A 19,177-nucleotide genomic window follows, 5' to 3' on the forward strand; every position below is an offset into this window, starting at 1 on the left:
AGTTAAAGATTTTCTTACTGATCCACGTTTTCTCTTTTTAAATTTAAGAAATTTAGGTAGAATAATGCTTAAGATGTTAACAAGATAGGAATGATGAGAAATTTTATGAAAAAGATATGGAATAATTCATGGATAGACAAATTGAAAAAAGGAGCACAGGAGCCAAAAAGTAAAACTTTTCGGCGTTCTCACGTGCCTTTTCGTTTAAATTTTCTTTTTTTCATTATATTTACACTATTTGTAGCATTAATTGCTCGATTAGGTTATTTACAAATTGTTAATGGCGAAGAAATGGAAGCAAAAGTAAAATCATCATCCACGTTGACCATTCAAACAAGTTCACCTCGCGGGATGATTTATGATGCAACTGGGAAAGCATTAGTGACGAATCAAGCCAATCAGGCGATTACGTTTACAAGAGGAACGAAGATGACTGCAAAGGATTTACTTGAGATAGCAACAAAATTAAATAAATTAGTTGATGTTCCGGTTGATGAGAATTTAACTACACGCGATAAAAAAGATTTCTGGCTTGCTGATCCGAAACATTTAAAAGAAGTGACCGACCGTCTAACATCAAAAGAAAAACAACTTGACACTAGTGAGCAGTACAAAGCGATGGTAGATAAAGTGCCTGCTGATGCTATCAAATTTAATGAAGAGCAATTAAAAATTGCAACGATTTTTAAGCGGATGAATAGTGCATATGAATTGAATACAGTATTTATTAAAAATACTGGAGTAACTGATCGAGAATTAGCTGTAGTGGCAGAACGTGCTTCTGAGTTGCCGGGTGTATCAACCGGAACGGATTGGACACGTCAGTATCATGCGGCTGATTCGATCAAAAGCATTTTAGGGAGTGTCACAACGGAAAAGCAAGGACTTCCTGCGGATCAAGTCGATGAATATTTAGCAAAAGGATATTCTCGCAATGATCGTGTCGGTCAAAGTTATCTTGAAAAACAATATGAAGAAGTTTTGCAAGGAACGAAAACCCAATATGAGGTAACATTAGATCGAGATGGGAATGTGACCAATCAAAAAGAAATTTTTGCTGGTGAAAAAGGTTCGAACCTCATGTTATCTTTAAATGCTGATTTTCAATCGAAAGTAGAAAATATTTTAAAAACGAATTATCAAAAGCTAATTAACAGTGGAAAAGCCACTTATTCACCGGGGGCCTATGTGGTGGCGATGAATCCTAAAACAGGCGAGATATTGGCGATGACGGGTTTCACACATAAAGAAGGATCAAAAGAATTAACGGAAAATGCTTTAGGAACTATTACCAGCGCTTTTACACCGGGATCGGTAGTCAAAGCTGGAACGTTGACGGCTGGTTGGCAAACACATGCGATTTCAGGAAATCAAGTGTTAATAGATGAGCCAATCAAATTACAAGGCTCTTCAGAAAAAAGCTCCGTATTTAATCGAAGTGGGCAAATAGCAATTAATGCGGTCAAAGCATTGGAGTTGTCATCAAATACTTACATGATTAAAGTTGCTTTGAAGATGTTGGGCTTAGATTACACGTACAATATGGGACTTCCTTCCTTAGATGAAGAATCAAAGGCTTACCAAGAATTGCGTAAAGCGTTCAACCAGTTTGGTCTTGGAGTAACTACGGGGATTGATTTGCCTAATGAATCACCGGGGATTGCTCGTTCGGTTGATTTTATGAAAAAGTTCAACGCAGCTAATGGTAATCAATGGTATACGTCGGGGAATTTTACTGACTTAGCTTTTGGTCAGTTTGATACGTATACGCCTATCCAATTAGCACAGTATGCTTCTACTGTAGCAAATGGTGGAAAGAGAATCCAACCTCATTTAGTGAAAACTATTTATGGCAATGACGCAAACGGAAATCTTGGTGAAGTAAAAAAAGAAATTGAAACAAAAGTAGAAAATAATGTAGATATTTCTGCTGAAGAGATGGCGATTCTTCGCGAAGGCTTCCATCAAGTTGTCCATGGAACAGATCCCTATACGACGGCTAAAACATTGGCTAGTGCGAAAATGGATTTATCGGCTAAAACGGGTACCGCCGAAACAATTGCTGAAGGGCATCCAGATATTACAACAGTCAACAGCAATATTGTGGCATATGGACCTACTGATAACCCAGAAATTGCGATTAGTGTAGTTTTACCTAATTTATTAGATGAACAAGATCATATGAATTTAACTATTGCAAAAGAAATAATGGATGCTTATTATGACATGTTTATGACGAAATAAAAGGTTAATTGAATGTTTTGTTGCTTTAAAAATGAAGGAAGAATCTATAAAATAGGAAATTCGACTTAATTTTACTGAAACAATGATTGAACATTGCTTATAAAGATGTTTGACTTAAGAGTCAAGGTAAGAATTTGAAGAAAGTTTTTAAGAATAATGAATAATGAAAAATGTTTGTCTCTGAAAGGTTATTACCGTTTCAAAGGCAAACATTTTTTATCTTTGTTATAAAGCAAGCAAGTCTTCTAAGTACGTGGCGAGTCCGTCTTCTTGATTGGTGTGTTCAGTTACATCATTTGCTATACTTTTTAATTGTTCAGTACCATTTTTCATCGCTACGCCCCATCCTGCGTAGTCTAATAGTTCCAAGTCGTTATGTTCGTCTCCAAAGGCAATCACATCTTTTTGGTCAATGTTTAGGTAATTTGCAATACGCCGGACGCCCTTTGCTTTTTCAATTCCTTTTGATACAATTTCTAAAATGGCCATCGGTCCACCCCAAGTACGCACATCAACAAAGCGACCAAATTGACGTATCAATTCTTTTGAAACTTGTTCAGCATCTTGTTTATTTGTTCGTACAAGTAAAGAAGTAGGATTAGTAGTAAGATTCTTGGGAGATAATAAATTTTGAGGACTAGGGTTTGTTGCGGCAAATATTTTTTTATCGAAGGAATCGAAACTATCAATAAAATAGGTCTCACGATTTTCTGCCGCAATAAAATCTAAATTCAATTGGCGCTTTTGAGCTAGAATATCAAAAACAATTTGTTTGTCGATCAGTGTTTCTTTTTCATGAGCCCAGTACTGGTTAGGAATGTGAACTAACGCGCCATTAAAATTGACCATCGGTGTCGTTAATCCTAGTTGTCGATAAAAGTGATAGCTCATTCTAAAAGGACGCCCTGTCGCAATACTGACATGATGTCCAGCACGGATAGCTTTTTTTAATGTCTCTTCTGTTTTTAAAGTAATGAGTGACTTTTGGTTTAAAGTGGTTCCATCAAGATCAATTGCAATTAGCTTTTTATTCAAAAATGTCATTCCTTTCAAAGCTGGTATTTGTTTCAGTCTAGCATATTTCTCTTAATAAACAAGATGTAAATGAATAGAAGAAATGAAAGGCATTTACAATAAGAAAAACGCATTCATTCACTTTTTTTAATTTTTACTAAAAAGCCGAACGTTAACTAATTTTTTCTTTCTTTTTTTTATATTTTTCTTGAAAAACGAATGAAATCAAATTATAATTTTTAATTGTTCGATGGGATAGAAAACAGTTAGCTTTATTATTTATGTCATAAAAAATCAGGGAGTGGAATTTTTTTATGGAAAAGTTTTTCCAGTTAAAGAAAAATAATACAAATGTACCAACAGAAATGATGGCAGGAGTCACGACTTTTTTTGCGATGAGCTACATTTTATTTGTGAATCCTACAATTTTATCTGAATCAGGTATGCCTTTTCAAGCAGTATTTTTAGCTACAATTATCGCTTCAATCATTGGTACTTTAGTGATGGGACTATTTGCAAATGTGCCATATGCTCAAGCTCCCGGCATGGGGTTAAATGCGTTTTTTACGTTTACAGTTGTCTTTGGTTTAGGTTATTCTTGGCAACAAGCCTTAGCGATGGTATTTATTTGTGGGATGATTAACATTTTTATTACTGTTACAAAAATACGAAAATTAATCATTCATTCGATTCCAGAAAGTTTGCAGCATGCGATTGGTGGCGGTATCGGGATTTTTGTAGCTTATGTTGGGATCAAAAATGCAGGTTTTTTATCGTTTTCTGCCGATCAAGGGGCAATCACAAGTTCTGTTGTAGAAGGCAGCAAGGCTACTAATGTTACCACTAATGGCGGAATTGTTCCAGCTTTAGCGAATTTTAATAATGCACCGATTTTATTAGCAGTGATTGGTTTAATTCTTACGGCTATTTTGGTTGTGAAAAATGTTCGTGGAGCAATGCTAATTGGGATCGTTGGTACGACGGTTTTAGGTATTTTGATGGGGGTAGTGGATTTAAATGCGATTGACTGGAAGGCCAATTCATTAGGGAGTTCGTTTAAAGAATTGGGTACGACTTTTGGAGCTGCTTTTGGTACGGAAGGAATGCAGTCGTTATTTAGTGATTCTTCTAAAATTCCACAAGTAATCATGACGATCATTGCTTTTAGTTTGTCTGATACTTTTGATACAATCGGTACTTTCATTGGAACGGGACGCCGTACGGGTATTTTTTCAAAAGAAGATGAAGAAGCATTAGAAGATGGTAAAGGGCTCAAAACAAAAATGGATAAAGCACTTTTTGCTGATGCAATTGCTACTTCTATCGGTGCAATCTTTGGAACGTCAAATACAACAACTTACGTTGAATCAGCAGCAGGTATCGGTGCTGGTGGACGTACGGGATTGACTTCGGTTGTTGTAGCTATTTTGTTTGCTTTAAGCAGCTTGTTTTCACCGTTGATTTCTATTGTACCGACCCAAGCTACTGCTCCTGCGTTGATTTTAGTTGGGGTAATGATGATGGCATCATTTGCTGATATCAATTGGTTAGATTTAGAAGAAGCGTTACCGGCATTCTTTGCTTCAATTTTTATGGGATTGTGCTATAGTATTTCATATGGTATCGCCGCTGGTTTCATTTTTTACACTATTGTAAAATTAATTAATGGAAAAGCAAAAGAAATTTCTATTCCATTATGGACTGTAGTTATTTTATTTATTCTTAATTTTGTTATATTGGCGATAATGTAAAAGAACTTTTATTGGTTTTATCATCTAATTGTGTCATGCGTTTTTTGCTCTCAATGGTTTTTACTCAATCATTGAGAGTGTTTTTTTGTAACAAAAGATATTCACTGTTAAGATAGGAAGTAAGTGATAGAAAAGAATTGTATGTTGAAAGGAACGAAGCGCTATTTTTATTTTAAAGAGATATAAATGAAAGGGTATGATTCAAAAATAAGAGGTAAAAAGAAGGAGAAGAGAGGGACAAATGCAGATACAATGGAAGAAAAACTTATTTGTTGCTTGGATTGGTTGCTTTTTTACTGGAGCCAGCTTTAGTTTAGTCATGCCATTTATTCCTGTTTATGTAGAACAATTAGGTACACCAAGTAATCAAGTAGAACTATTTTCAGGACTAGCTATTTCGGTCACTGCCTTTGCTTCGGCTATCGTTGCGCCTATCTGGGGAAATTTAGCGGATCGTAAAGGACGTAAACTAATGATGATTCGAGCTGCTGCGGGAATGACAGTGACGATGGGCTCTTTGGCTTTTGTTCCTAATGCATATTGGCTGCTTATGATGCGCTTTTTGAATGGAATTTTATCGGGGTATATACCCAATGCAACAGCAATGATTGCCTTTCAAGCTCCTAAAGAAAAAAATGGTTGGGCTTTAGGCACTTTGTCCACGGGTGCAATTGCTGGTAGTTTAGTTGGACCTTCGATGGGGGGAGCACTGGCTCAGTGGTTTGGAATGGAAAATGTTTTCTTAATTACAGGAACATTACTGCTAATTACTACACTTCTAACGATTTTTTTAGTCAAAGAAGATTTTCATTCAGTAGAAAAAAATGATATGATCAGTACGAAAGAAATCTTTTCAAAAGTGGAGCATTTGCCTATTTTGATTGGATTATTTATTACTACTTTAATTTTGCAAATAGGGATTACAACCATTAGTCCTATTTTAACGCTCTATATTAGAGAATTAAGCAAAGATTCTGAAAACCTTTTATTTGTGAGCGGATTAATAGTTTCTATCTCTGGGATATCGGCGGTTTTTTCATCACCTAAACTAGGAAAGTTAGGAGACCAAATTGGCAATCAAAAAGTATTACTTGCAGGATTGGTTTTATCCTTTTGTTGCTATTTACCAATGGCGTTTATTGCTACACCTTTACAGTTAGGTGTTTTACGATTTATTCTCGGTTTTTCAACGGGTGCATTGATGCCTTCCATCAATACGATTATTAGTAAAATCACGCCGTCAGAAGGGGTAAGTCGTGTGTACAGTTACAACCAAATGTGTAGTAATTTTGGACAAGTATTTGGACCAATGATTGGATCAACTGTGGCACATGCGTTTAATTATCGTGCTGTATTTATTGCGACGAGTCTATTTGTATTATCAAACATTCTTTTATCCTTGTTTAACTTCAGAAAATTACTTCAACAACGTTTATAATTTGCTTCGTTAATAGGTACTTGACTAAATCTCTCATCTTAAATTTTTAGTTTTATAGAAACAGCAAGTTACAGTCGATCAAAAGACAAAAAAAGGATGAGACGCTGTCTCACCCTCAATTGATTTTTAGGAATGTGCAGAGGCGTCTTTTCTAGGTGCTGCCACTGCCCCAACTAAAATAACCATAACGCCTGCAATTAATGAAATAACCGTTGTTAAAGTGAAATCATACGCGCCACTTGTAAGAGCACCGCCAATGTAACCCACGACTTGTCCTAAAACAAATGACCAAAATAATGTTACGATATATCGCATAAAGAACACCTCTTTTCTACGATTAGTTTACCAGATTTTTTCTGAATGTAAAGAAAACTGGTTGTAAAAAAACAAGTTTTATGTTTACTTATTCAATATGGTAGAATCAATAAAAGAGAAAACAAATGAGCTATTGAGCAATTATTTAGAAAAATAGGCTCAAACAATTGGCTAACTTTATAAAAGGTGGAATGGCTATGTTTTTCCCACAACTTTATACGAAAACTTCCTATTCATTATTACAAAGCACTATTAAAATTCAAGAATACGTGCACGAGGCGAAAAAGTTAGGCTATACCGTGCTTGGAATTACCGATCAAGACGTGCTGTATGGCGTACCTGAGTTTTATCAAGCTTGTATAAAAGAAGGTTTAAAACCCGTGATCGGTCTTCTTCTTACTTATACCTATGAATCTCGACCATTTGATTTACTGGTATATGCAAAAGATGGCATTGGTTATCAGCAATTAATGAAGTTGTCTACTAAAAAAATGACCCAAGAAAGCTTGACGTTAGCAGAATTTGGTGAAACCAATCATTTAGTATTTGTTGTTTTGCCCCAACATTCAGTAGCCGATGAATTCAATCATTCGGCATCTTTTGAAGCTCATTGGCAATTACTAAAAGAAAAAGTGGCTTCTAAAGATTTTTATGTAGGAATGACGGAAACTACAGCGGATTACGCCAATGAATGGGTGGAATTTGTAACAAAAAACAATTATTCTTTATGCGCACTTCATCCGATTGATAGTTTAAGAAAAGAAGAGTTGTTTGCACTTAATACGTTGAAACACATCAGACAAGGAACGCAATTTTCTTTAGAAGAACTCCATCAACAAAAAGCAGAAGCAGTAAGCAGTTTTTTATTTTCGGAAAAAGAAATGATTCAAACTTTTAATCAAGTTCATTTAGTAGAAGCATTAAAAGGCGCGCAACGTTTAGTACAAACGATTTCTTTTGAATTTCCGTTTCATCAAAAATTATTGCCACATTATCCCATACCCAATCAAAAAAGTGCCGCTCAATATCTTGAAGAATTATGCATATCAAAATTAAATGAACGAGTGACAGAAATCACTCCTGAATATCAAGAGCGATTAGCTTATGAATTGTTAACTATCCATCAAATGGGATTTGATGATTATTTCTTGATTGTATGGGACGTAATGGCTTTTGCCCATCAACAAAAAATTGTGACGGGAGCAGGACGCGGTTCAGCTGCTGGCTCTTTAGTAGCTTACATTCTTGAAATTACTGACGTAGATCCTTTGAAATATGATTTATTATTTGAACGTTTCTTAAATCCCGAACGCTATACACTGCCAGATATTGATTTAGATATTCCTGACAATCGTCGAGAAGAGGTCTTAGATTATCTGAGAAAAAAATATGGACAATATCATATGGCTCAAATTGCCACGTTTGGAACAATGGCTGCTAAAATGGTTTTGCGTGATGTTGCGCGAGTATTTGGATTGTCACAAAGTGAAGCAAATCGCTGGTCAAAAGCAATTCCTAATCAACTAAAGATTACTTTAAAGCAAGCGTATTACACTTCCCAACACTTAGTGGAATTAGTCAATGCAAGTGAAAAAAATCAGTTGTTATTTAAAATAGCGTCAATTTTAGAAGGATTGCCGCGACATGTGTCCACTCATGCGGCCGGCGTAGTGCTTAGCGATAAAAATCTTTTAGAACTGGTTCCTTTGCAAAGAGGATCGGATGAAACTTTCTTGACGCAATATACAATGAATGATGTGGAAGCTGTAGGTTTACTAAAAATGGATTTTTTGGGATTAAGAAATCTTTCCATCGTTGACTATGCACTAAAAGCCATTAAAAAAGTAGAACGAAAAGAAGTTTCGTTAAAGAAAATACCGTTGAATGATCCGAAAACATTGCAGCTTTTTCAACAAGGAGATACTACAGGCATCTTTCAATTTGAATCTGCTGGTATTCGTAGCGTTTTGCGACGATTAGGTCCAGAAACGATTGAAGATATTGCCGCAGTAAATGCGTTGTATCGACCGGGTCCTATGCAAAATATTGACACGTTTATTTCTCGAAAAAAAGGAAAAGAAAAAATCCACTATCCTGATGAGACGTTAATACCTATTTTAAAAAATACGTATGGTGTGATTGTCTATCAGGAACAAATTATGCAAATTGCTGCTGTTATGGCAGGATTTTCTTTAGGACAATCGGATATTTTGCGAAGAGCCATTAGTAAAAAGAAAAAAGAAGTCATTGATAAAGAACGAGAACATTTTGTAACTGGTGCTTTAAATCAAGGACATTCAAGAGAAAAAGCGGTAGAAGTTTATGATTATATTGAACGTTTTGCAAATTATGGATTCAATCGTTCTCATGCTTTTGCTTACTCTTTTGTTGCTTTTCAAATGGCGTACCTTAAAGCCCATCACCCCGGAGCATTTTTTGTTAGTTTGATGAATGCAGTTCGTCATAATACAACAAAATTAAAAGGATATATTGCTGAAGCTCGAAAAAAAAAGCTAAAATTGTACGCCCCTTCCATCAATCAAAGCTATTATGGTTTTGAATTGATAAGCAAGAAAGAAATACGTTTTGGTTTAACTGCCATTAAAGGAGTCAGAAAAGATTTCATCGAGTCTATTTTAAGAGAGCGAAAAGAAAACGGTGTCTATCAATCAGTGGATCAGTTCTTGCTTCGTTTAGATAAGCGGTGGTTAAAAGTGGAGCTACTCAAATCCTTAGTAGCAGTTGGCGCATTTGATGAATTATTCCCTAATCGTAAACAGCTAATGGATAATTTAGAAGGAAAAATACAAAATATTATTTATAGTGGAGGTAGCTTCGATTTGCTAGACATTATGGCCTTAAAAGAAGAAGAGATAACGGATTATTCCTTAGAAGAAAAATTACAGTTAGAAGAGAAATATTTAGGCGTCTATTTTTCTGGGCATCCGACTGAAGGTTATGAACGGTTAAAATTAGCAAAAAAAGTTCAATTAATTACAGAAATCATCCCTAAACAAACAGTCAGTCTTTTAGTCATGATCAAAAATATTCGCGAGATTCGAACAAAAAAAGGCGAACTGATGGCTTTTGTCGAAGGAACCGATAGCAGCGGCGAAATTGCCATTACTATTTTCCCTAAATCTTATCGACAGTTTCGCAGCTTATTTGAAATAAACAAAGTGATTTTTGTACAAGGCAAAGTAGAAATTAGTAAATACAACCAAGAACTACAATTAATTGGAGAAAATTTTTCTGATCCAGTGGAGCTGGAAGAACAATATTCAAGTCAAACATGTTATTTACGGATCAAAAAAGAAGTGGATTCACCGAATATGTTGAAACAACTTCAAGAAACTTTTCAAAAGTATCCGGGATATATCCCCGTAGTGATTTATCATGAAAAAAATCAGCGCAAAGTAGTACTAGCAGAAGCTTATTGGGTAGATGGGAGTAAGAATTTGAAGGCACAATTGGCTTATTTGCTTCAAGCAGAAAATGTTGTTTTCAAATAATTTACGGTAAAAAATACTATTTGTTTTCATTTTTTTTCATTTTTTTAATAGTAATTCAAGACAAGTGAGAAAAATAATGTTAGAATGTTACTCGTGGTTAATGAAAAGAAGGTACCTAAGCTTTGCTTAGGATAAAGTAAATTAATGAGGTGAATGAGTTTATGAAACGCATTGGAATTTTGACCAGCGGCGGAGACGCACCCGGAATGAATGCAGCTATTCGAGCTGTTGTTCGCAAAGGAATTTATGAAGGGTTAGAGGTTTACGGAATTAATTATGGATTTGCCGGCTTGGTTGCAGGAGATATTCGTCGTTTAGATGTAGCTGATGTAGGTGACAAAATTCAACGTGGTGGTACGTTCTTATATTCTGCTCGCTATCCAGAATTTGCGACAGAAGAAGGTCAATTAAAAGGAATCGAACAATTGAAAAAATTCGGTATTGAAGGGTTAGTAGTTATCGGTGGAGATGGCTCTTATCATGGTGCTATGGCGTTGACAAAACGTGGTTTCCCAGCTGTAGGCATTCCTGGTACGATTGATAATGATATCCCTGGAACTGACTTTACAATCGGTTTTGATACAGCTATTAACACTGTATTAGAATCAATTGATCGTATTCGTGATACAGCTACTTCACATGTTCGGACATTTGTTATTGAAGTGATGGGGCGTAATGCCGGAGATATCGCTTTGTGGTCAGGGGTTGCTGGCGGTGCTGATGAAATTATTATCCCTGAACATGATTTTGATATGGCTGTAGTTGCTAAAAAAATCCAAGAAGGCCGTGATCGTGGGAAGAAGCATTGCTTAATTATCTTAGCAGAAGGTGTAATGGGGGGCAATGAATTTGCTGAAAAACTTTCTGAGTTTGGTGATTACCATACGCGTGTATCTATTTTAGGGCATGTGGTACGCGGTGGTGCACCTAGCGCACGAGATCGTGTGTTGGCAAGTAAATTTGGTGCTTACGCAGTTGAACTACTTCAACAAGGTAAAGGCGGCTTATGCGTAGGAATCCGTGACAACGAAATTGTCGCTGCGGATATCATTGATACATTAGAAAATAATAAACATAAACCAGATTTATCACTTTATGATTTAAATAACTCACTTTCATTTTAAGAATGAAAAAATGTTGTTTGAAATTTAACTTATAATTAAAAAGCAGATTCTGCTTATTATCTTTCAGTATTTAGGCTTTAAATGGCTTTAAATAAACAAATTTGAATGGGAGAGTTTTGTAAATGAAAAAAACTAAAATCGTTAGTACATTAGGACCAGCCAGTAATTCAGTAGAAATTATTTCTAAATTGATTGAATCTGGGGCAAATGTTTTTCGTTTCAATTTTTCACATGGAGACCATGAAGAACAACTATCACGTATGCAAATGGTTCGTGAAGCGGTCAAAAAAACAGGGAAAGATGTCGGTATTCTTTTAGATACAAAAGGTGCTGAGATTCGTACGACTGTTCAAGGAACAACAGAAGCAGATTTTGGTCGTGCAGGATACATTAAATTTGAAGTAGGCGATCAAACACGCATTTCTATGGATCCTGAACATGTAGGTTCAAAAGAAAAAATCGCTGTGACTTATCCAGGATTGTTTGATGATGTTCACGTAGGTGGACATGTCTTATTTGATGACGGTTTAATTGACATGCAAATCATTGAAAAAGATGAAGCAGCTCGTGAATTAGTTGTAGAAGTTAAAAATGCAGGGATGTTGGGATCTCGTAAAGGTGTTAATGCACCGGGTGTTTCAATCAGTTTACCGGGAATTACACCAAAAGATGCTGATGATATTCGTTTTGGTTTAGATAACGATATTGATTTTATTGCTGCAAGTTTTGTTCGTAAAGCGCAAGATGTATTAGATATTCGTGAAATTTTAGAAGAAAAAGAGATGACACATGTTCAAATCTTCCCTAAAATTGAATCACAAGAAGGAATTGACAATATTGATGAAATTATTAAAGTTTCTGACGGTGTTATGATTGCTCGTGGAGATATGGGAGTTGAGATACCAGCTGAACAAGTACCGATGGTTCAAAAACGCATCATTAAAAAATGTAATGCTGCTGGAATTCCAGTAATTACAGCTACACAGATGTTGGAATCTATGCAAGAAAATCCACGCCCAACGCGTGCAGAAGCTTCTGACGTTGCAAATGCTGTATTTGATGGAACGGATGCAACGATGCTGTCAGGTGAATCGGCAAACGGTGACTATCCTGTTGAAGCTGTTGCGACAATGGCTCGCATTGATCAACAAGCTGAAAATGCGTTATCAGAATTAGGAACTTTCCAATTAAATGAATTTGATAAAACAGATGTTACAGAAACAATTGGATTATCCGTAGCACGTGCTGCTAAAAACTTAGGTGTAAAAACAATCATTGCAGCAACTGAATCTGGCTATACAGCTAAAATGATTTCAAAATACCGTCCAGATGCTGATATTTTGGCAGTTACTTTTGATGAACGAACAAAACGTGGCTTAATGCTGAACTGGGGAGTTTATCCGACTGTAGCTGAAAAACCATCAACAACTGATGAAATGTTTGAATTAGCTGCTCAAAAAGCGGTAGAATTAGGATTTGCTTCAGAAGGTGATTTAATCTTAATTACGGCTGGTGTTCCAGTTGGTGAACGTGGAACTACGAATGTGATGAAGATTCAAATGATTGGTTCAAAATTATTAGAAGCCCAAGGCGTTGGACAAAAATCTGTTGTTGCCAATGCAGTTGTGGCATCATCTGCTGAAGAAGCGATCAAAAAAGCAAAAGATGGTATGATTTTAGTTGTTCCAACCACTGATAAAGAATATATGCCTGCAATAGAAAAAGCAGCAGCCGTTATTGTTGAAGAAGGAGGGCTAACTTCACATGCAGCAGTTGTAGGAATTGCTCAAGATATTCCTGTTATTGTTGGAGCGCAAGAAGCTACTTCAACGATTGCGGATGGCGAATTAGTCACTGTAGATTCACGTCGTGGGATTGTTTATCGTGGCGAAACAACAGCGATCTAAAATTCATTTAGTTTGTAATCAAAAACGGATAAGACGTTAAGCTTATCCGTTTTTTAGTGAAGATGGTAGAAGAAAAACTATCTCATGGTTAGAGATGTTGTATAGAAATAACGTAAATGGTTAAAAAATGCTGTAAGCTTTTTCTCTTAACGAGATTAGCCAGAATGAATTAAAAATGTACCACGTTGTTAAAATAGTATAAGCAAGGATTTGATTAATTTACGAAGTGTAAGGTGTCAAGAAATTTTCATTGACAACGTCCTTTTTGCCCTGTATAATTGCTTTTGTTGCTTAGGAGTGATGAAAAAATGAAATGGTCTTTACTGGAATTGAGAAAATACCAAGAGACTCCGTTGACTTTTCGTGAGACTTTTGATCTTAAAGAGGAACTTATGAAGCGAGACAATTTAATAGTAGATGTTGCGCCCGTTGCAGTTGAAGGGTTCGTCTCAATTGATAAAAAAGGCTATCTGGTTCATTACACTGTGCAGACGACTTTAACTGTTCCATCTACTCGTTCATTAATGCCAGTAGAATTACCCATGAATTTTACAGTAAATGAGTTGTTTATGACAAAAGAACAGTATCAACTTACAAAAGAGCAATCACCTACAGAAGAGATTTTGTTGATAGAAGATGGAAAACTTGATTTGACAGTATCAATTGAAGACAATATTTTATTGGCAATTCCTATGCGTGTATTGACAAAGGAAGAAGAGCAGGCAACTGATCTACCAAAAGGAACGGATTGGGAAGTCATTTCCGAAGAAGAATATGAACGCAGAAAATTAGAAGATGCCGCAACAAAAATAGATCCTCGTCTTGCAAAATTATCGGAATTTTTTGATTCAACGTCAAATGAAGACGATAAAGCGTGAGATTGGAATATATTGTATCAAATATGATACAAGACTTTACAAGGAGGTGTAGCAAAATGGCAGTACCAGCTAGAAGAACTTCAAAAGCGAAAAAAGCAAAACGCCGTACTCATTACAAGTTGACAATCAAAGGTTTAAACGAATGTCAAAACTGTGGTGAAATGAAAAAAAGCCATCACGTATGTGCAAATTGCGGTTACTATGATGGTAAGGACGTAATGTCTAAAGAAGCTTAATACATTTTAATTAGAAAATGTAAAACCTCAAGGCTAACCATGGAGCCTTGAGGTTTATTTTTTGCTATTTTATGTGATACACGTAAAAAATATGTATTTCTTTGGTTTGCAATAACGTCATGTTAAGCTATAATGAGAGAGGATCAGGGAGAACATCCCACACGTAGGAGGAATTCAGATGTCAAAACAACAAATCGGTGTTGTCGGTATGGCTGTGATGGGGAAAAATTTAGCCCTTAATATTGAAAGTCGTGGCTATTCAGTCGCCTTATTCAACCGTACTAGTACAAAAACAACGGCTGTGGTGAAAGAACACCCAGATAAAAACTTTAAAGCAACTTATACCATTGAAGAATTTGTAGAGGCAGTTGAAAAACCGCGGCGAATTCTTTTAATGGTCAAAGCTGGTCCAGCGACGGATGCAACGATTCAAGAATTACTTCCTCATTTAGATAAAGGAGATATTTTGATTGATGGAGGAAATACTTTTTTTAAAGATACAATACGCCGCAATGAAGAATTAGCAAACTCTGGAATCAATTTTATCGGTACAGGCGTATCTGGTGGGGAAGAAGGGGCACTAAAAGGACCGTCTATCATGCCGGGAGGACAAAAAGAAGCATATGAATTGGTTGCGCCGATTTTAGAACAAATCTCTGCTAAAGCAGAAGATGGTGTCCCATGTGTTACTTACATTGGACCTAATGGAGCTGGCCATTATGTTAAAATGGTGCATAACGGGATTGAATATGGCGATATGCAGTTGATCGCAGAGTCATATGATTTAATGAAAAATATCCTTGGCTTGTCGGTTGAAGAAATGGCTGATATTTTTAATGAATGGAATAAAGGAGAATTAGACAGTTATTTGATTGAAATTACGGCCGATATTTTGACAAGAAAAGATGATGAAGGCACCGGCAAACCAATTGTAGATGTAATCATGGATGCTGCGGGAAATAAAGGCACTGGAAAATGGACAAGCCAAAGTGCTTTAGATTTAGGCGTGCCGTTACCATTGATCACTGAATCAGTCTTTGCTCGATATATCTCAACCTATAAAAAAGAACGAGTACAAGCAAGTAAAATCTTGTCTTATACTAATAATTTTAAATTTGTTGGAGACAAAAAAGAGCTAATTGAAAAAATTCGTGAGGCGCTGTATTTTAGCAAGATTATGAGTTATGCACAAGGATTTGCCCAATTGCGCATTGCTTCAAAAGAGTATGGATGGGATCTTCCCTTTGGAGAAATAGCAAAAATCTGGCGTGCAGGATGTATCATTCGTGCCCGTTTCTTACAAAAAATTACTGATGCTTATGATAAAAATCCTGATGTTGAAAATCTTTTGTTAGATGATTATTTTATTTCCATCACAAATAAATATCAGCAAGCAGCAAGAGAAGTTGTTGCCTTAGCCGTGCAAGCGGGTATTCCCGTTCCAACTTTTTCTTCTGCAGTTGCTTATTTTGACTCTTATAGAGCTGAACGCTTACCGGCAAATCTCATTCAAGCGCAACGTGACTATTTCGGGGCACATACGTATGAACGTGTTGATAAAGAAGGAGTCTTTCACTATTCATGGTATCATGAAGAATAATCTTTTAAATAATTGATGCATGATTAAAATAAGCGATGACAAGAGAGCTGGAGTCAACTGAAAAGAGAGGACTTCGGCTCTTTTTAAAAATAGTTATCCATGATAAAATGAAGATAGATTTTTAAAAAGAATATCGGTATAATAATAGAGTTTTGAAAAGCACGTAGACAGAAAGGAAAAATATTGATGAGTAATATTCTAATCATTGAAGATGAAAAAAACTTGGCTCGATTTGTCGAGTTGGAATTGAAGCATGAAGGCTACAATGCAGAAGTACATTATAATGGTCGTACAGGATTAGATGCAGCATTAAACAATGAATGGGACGCCATTTTATTAGACTTGATGCTACCAGAATTAAATGGATTAGAAGTTTGCAGACGTGTACGTCAAGTAAAGAACACGCCAATTATTATGATGACTGCAAGAGACTCAGTGATTGATCGTGTCTCTGGCTTAGATCATGGAGCAGATGATTATATTGTTAAGCCATTTGCGATTGAAGAATTATTGGCTCGCTTGCGTGCCTTATTACGTCGAATCGACATTGAAGGAGACAAGAATGTAGCCAAACAAACAACGATTACTTATCGGGATTTAACGATTGAAAAAGAAAACCGTGTGGTACGACGCGGAAACGAAGTGATTGAATTAACGAAACGTGAATATGAGTTATTACTTACTTTGATGGAAAATGTGAATGTTGTATTGGCTCGAGATGTTTTACTCAATAAAGTATGGGGATATGAAACGGAAGTTGAAACAAACGTCGTGGATGTTTATATTCGTTATCTTCGTAATAAAATTGATGTACCTGGAGAAGAAAGCTATATTCAAACGGTTCGTGGAACAGGATATGTGATGCGCTCGTGATAAAATCGAAGAAATCTGAAAAAAGAGAACTTAAAGGTCCCTCCTTGACAATCAAGTGGGCCTTTGCAAGTTCTTTCTTTATATTCGTTGTTTTTACTATTTTTGCAGTAATTACGTATAAATCTTCCATCAATTTAATTGTAGCAAAAGAAAGAAAAAATGACGAACAAACCATTTCTGAAGTAGCTTCTCGTTTAGCAAATGCAAACGAAGAATTAACACTTGTCAATACTTATCGAAACTTGACCAATGCAGACAAAAATACTAACATAAGCGATACATCGATTATTGAAGGAAATTTAATGAAAATTGATTCTTTCATTTCAGAATTAGGACAACCTTCCATGGATTTGTATGTTTACAATTTAGATGAAAAACTAGTTTTTAAAACACATGAAAAAGATCGTTCGCTTATTCAAAAAAATAGAAAAATTCCTACAATTGTTACTTTAGATGGTAAAACGGGTTTTCTTTCCGTCCAACCCATTTATTCAAAAGAAACGAGAGAAAAAATTGGTTATGCTCAAAGTTTCTATGAATTATCCTCTTTTTATGATATTCGTAATAAATTATTGTTAACGTTGGTAGTATTAGAAGTTGTTTCACTAATTTTAAGTAGCGTTTTAGGCTTCTTTTTATCTTCTTATTTCTTAAAACCATTGAAAGTTTTAAGAGATACTATGGATACGATTCGTAAAGATCCGCAGTCCAATATCCATATGCCGGAAATTGATACGAACGATGAACTAGCTGATTTGGCAGAAATATTTAATGAAATGCTTGATCGAATGCGCCTTTATATTGAACAGCAAGAACAATTTGTTGAAGATGTTTCACATGAACTAAGAACGCCTGTCGCCATTATCGAAGGACATCTGAGTTTATTAAACCGTTGGGGAAAAGACGACCCAGAAATTTTAGAGGAATCGTTGACAGCTAGTATGCAAGAAATTAGCCGAATGAAGAGTTTAGTCCAAGAAATGCTTGATTTATCAAGAGCAGAACAAGTTGATGTATATTATGGAAATGAGACAACGCTTGCTAAAGAAGTAACTTATCAGGTTTATAATAATTTTAAACTATTATATCCAGATTATGTGATTACATTAGATGATGATCTAGTAAAAGAAGTTACTTTACAAATTTATCGCAATCATTTTGAGCAATTGATCATTATCATCTTAGATAATGCGGTTAAGTATTCGACAAATCGAAAAGAAGTGCATATCTCAATTTCTTCTACATTAAGTGAATTTGAAATAGCGATTCAAGATTTTGGTGAAGGAATTCCTCAAGAAGATCTTAATAAAATATTCAATCGTTTTTATCGAGTAGATAAAGCAAGAGCACGAACTAAAGGCGGGAATGGATTAGGTTTATCCATTGCAAAACAGTTGGTAGAAAATTATAAAGGCAGAATTAATGCGGAAAGTGTGGTAGGACAAGGAACGATTTTTAGAATCTTTATTCCTATTGTTAAAGAAGAGCAAGTAGAACAAAAGTAGAATTGCTTTTGTTCTACTTGCTCTATTTTCATGTTCGTTCCAATTATTTTTATTAATATGTTTTGATGAAACTAAAAGTAATATGCTATTTTCGAATAAAAGTTGCTGAGTGCCTAGCTTTTAAGAAAATAGCAAAGAGTGCTTAACTTAAAATAAGTGTAGAATTTAGAACATTAATGCAAGAGGTGATAAAAAAGCAACGGGATAAAAAAGAAAGATTTCTTCTACAAAAATTATCTATTATATGGATTAGAAAGCTTCAATGAAAGTAACAAATAGGTAGATCGTGAGAGTATACAATTAATTCAAAAAATGTAAATAAAATAAGAACATTATTTCCCGAACTTTATATCAAAAAAAATGGATAAATGCAGATAAAAACAGAAAATATACCATTATATTTAGAAATGTTCGTCTTTTAAAATAATGGTGTAAAATGTATTTTTTTCTATTGCATTTTTTCGATGACCTTGATATATTATTATTTGTTCTGACAAGGTGCATTGCTGAGTGCGTTAAATTTTGTTAAAAAATAGATTGACGATAGCAAATCTCCATGTTATAATAACGAAGTCTTTTGATAAAAAAGACTTAAAAGATTGTAGAAACAATAAAAAAGTTATTGACAAATAACTAGATAGATGATATACTAAGTAAGTCGGCAAAAAGGCAATAAATGAGCTAATGAAAAAAGTTGTTGACAATTCTCTGGAAAAATGATAAAATTCAAGAGTTGTTGAAATAAGAAAAGACTAGACCTTTGAAAACTGAACAAAGCAA

13 protein-coding genes are annotated in these 19,177 nt (G+C 35.2%); 11 read left to right on the top strand and 2 right to left on the bottom strand.

The features are described from left to right. Positions 1-90: 90 nt before the first annotated feature. Positions 91-2,244, top strand: coding sequence for a peptidoglycan D,D-transpeptidase FtsI family protein (locus RV14_RS06835; RefSeq protein WP_071855548.1), 2,154 nt, complete (start codon positions 91-93; stop codon positions 2,242-2,244). Positions 2,245-2,469: 225 nt separating this feature from the next. On the opposite strand, the gene RV14_RS06840 is transcribed toward RV14_RS06835, so the two are convergent. Next, on the bottom strand, positions 2,470-3,279 hold the full coding sequence (locus tag RV14_RS06840) for a Cof-type HAD-IIB family hydrolase (RefSeq protein WP_342714718.1): 810 nt from the start codon (positions 3,277-3,279) through the stop codon (positions 2,470-2,472). Between the two features lie 293 nt (positions 3,280-3,572). Here RV14_RS06840 and RV14_RS06845 point away from each other — a divergent pair, with 293 nt between their 5' ends. Both RV14_RS06845 and RV14_RS06850 read left to right on the top strand, forming a co-directional pair. Further along, entirely contained in the window at positions 3,573-5,009 is a 1,437-nt protein-coding gene (locus tag RV14_RS06845; protein ID WP_071855549.1) for an NCS2 family permease, read from the top strand. 241 nt (positions 5,010-5,250) lie between these two features. Further along, positions 5,251-6,447 (top strand): multidrug efflux MFS transporter, encoded by a 1,197-nt coding sequence (locus RV14_RS06850; RefSeq protein ID WP_071855550.1) that lies wholly within the window; start codon positions 5,251-5,253, stop codon positions 6,445-6,447. 126 nt (positions 6,448-6,573) lie between these two features. On the opposite strand, the gene RV14_RS06855 is transcribed toward RV14_RS06850, so the two are convergent. Beyond that, on the bottom strand, positions 6,574-6,762 hold the full coding sequence (locus RV14_RS06855; RefSeq protein WP_071855551.1) for a YjzD family protein: 189 nt from the start codon (positions 6,760-6,762) through the stop codon (positions 6,574-6,576). Between the two features lie 197 nt (positions 6,763-6,959). Between RV14_RS06855 and dnaE the strand changes: the two genes are divergently transcribed. From dnaE to RV14_RS06895, 8 genes are all read left to right on the top strand, one after another. Next, entirely contained in the window at positions 6,960-10,274 is a 3,315-nt protein-coding gene (gene dnaE, locus RV14_RS06860; protein ID WP_071855552.1) for a DNA polymerase III subunit alpha, read from the top strand. 161 nt (positions 10,275-10,435) lie between these two features. Next, complete coding sequence (gene pfkA / locus RV14_RS06865; RefSeq protein WP_071855553.1) at positions 10,436-11,398, top strand: 6-phosphofructokinase; 963 nt, start codon at positions 10,436-10,438, stop codon at positions 11,396-11,398. A gap of 122 nt (positions 11,399-11,520) precedes the next feature. After that, positions 11,521-13,305 carry a pyruvate kinase gene (gene pyk / locus RV14_RS06870; protein WP_071855554.1) on the top strand — a complete coding sequence of 595 codons (1,785 nt, stop codon included), beginning with the start codon at positions 11,521-11,523 and terminating at the stop codon, positions 13,303-13,305. A 308-nt stretch (positions 13,306-13,613) separates the two neighbouring features. After that, a complete protein-coding gene (locus RV14_RS06875) occupies positions 13,614-14,183 on the top strand; it encodes a YceD family protein (protein ID WP_071855555.1) in 570 nt (189 codons plus the stop codon). 56 nt (positions 14,184-14,239) lie between these two features. After that, positions 14,240-14,419, top strand: coding sequence for a 50S ribosomal protein L32 (gene rpmF, locus RV14_RS06880; RefSeq protein ID WP_071855556.1), 180 nt, complete (start codon positions 14,240-14,242; stop codon positions 14,417-14,419). Between the two features lie 178 nt (positions 14,420-14,597). After that, the gene (gene gndA / locus RV14_RS06885; RefSeq protein ID WP_071855557.1) at positions 14,598-16,019 is read left to right on the top strand and encodes an NADP-dependent phosphogluconate dehydrogenase; all 1,422 of its coding nucleotides are present in this window, start codon (positions 14,598-14,600) and stop codon (positions 16,017-16,019) included. Positions 16,020-16,205: 186 nt separating this feature from the next. Beyond that, positions 16,206-16,892 (top strand): response regulator transcription factor, encoded by a 687-nt coding sequence (locus RV14_RS06890; RefSeq protein WP_002290973.1) that lies wholly within the window; start codon positions 16,206-16,208, stop codon positions 16,890-16,892. Further along, positions 16,889-18,397 carry a HAMP domain-containing sensor histidine kinase gene (locus RV14_RS06895; RefSeq protein ID WP_071855558.1) on the top strand — a complete coding sequence of 503 codons (1,509 nt, stop codon included), beginning with the start codon at positions 16,889-16,891 and terminating at the stop codon, positions 18,395-18,397. Before RV14_RS06890 ends, RV14_RS06895 begins: the two co-directional genes overlap by 4 nt. The last annotated feature ends 780 nt before the right edge of the window (positions 18,398-19,177 follow it).

The sequence above is a fragment of the Enterococcus ratti genome, assembly GCF_001886195.1.
Classification (GTDB): Bacteria; Bacillota; Bacilli; order Lactobacillales; family Enterococcaceae; genus Enterococcus_B; species Enterococcus_B ratti.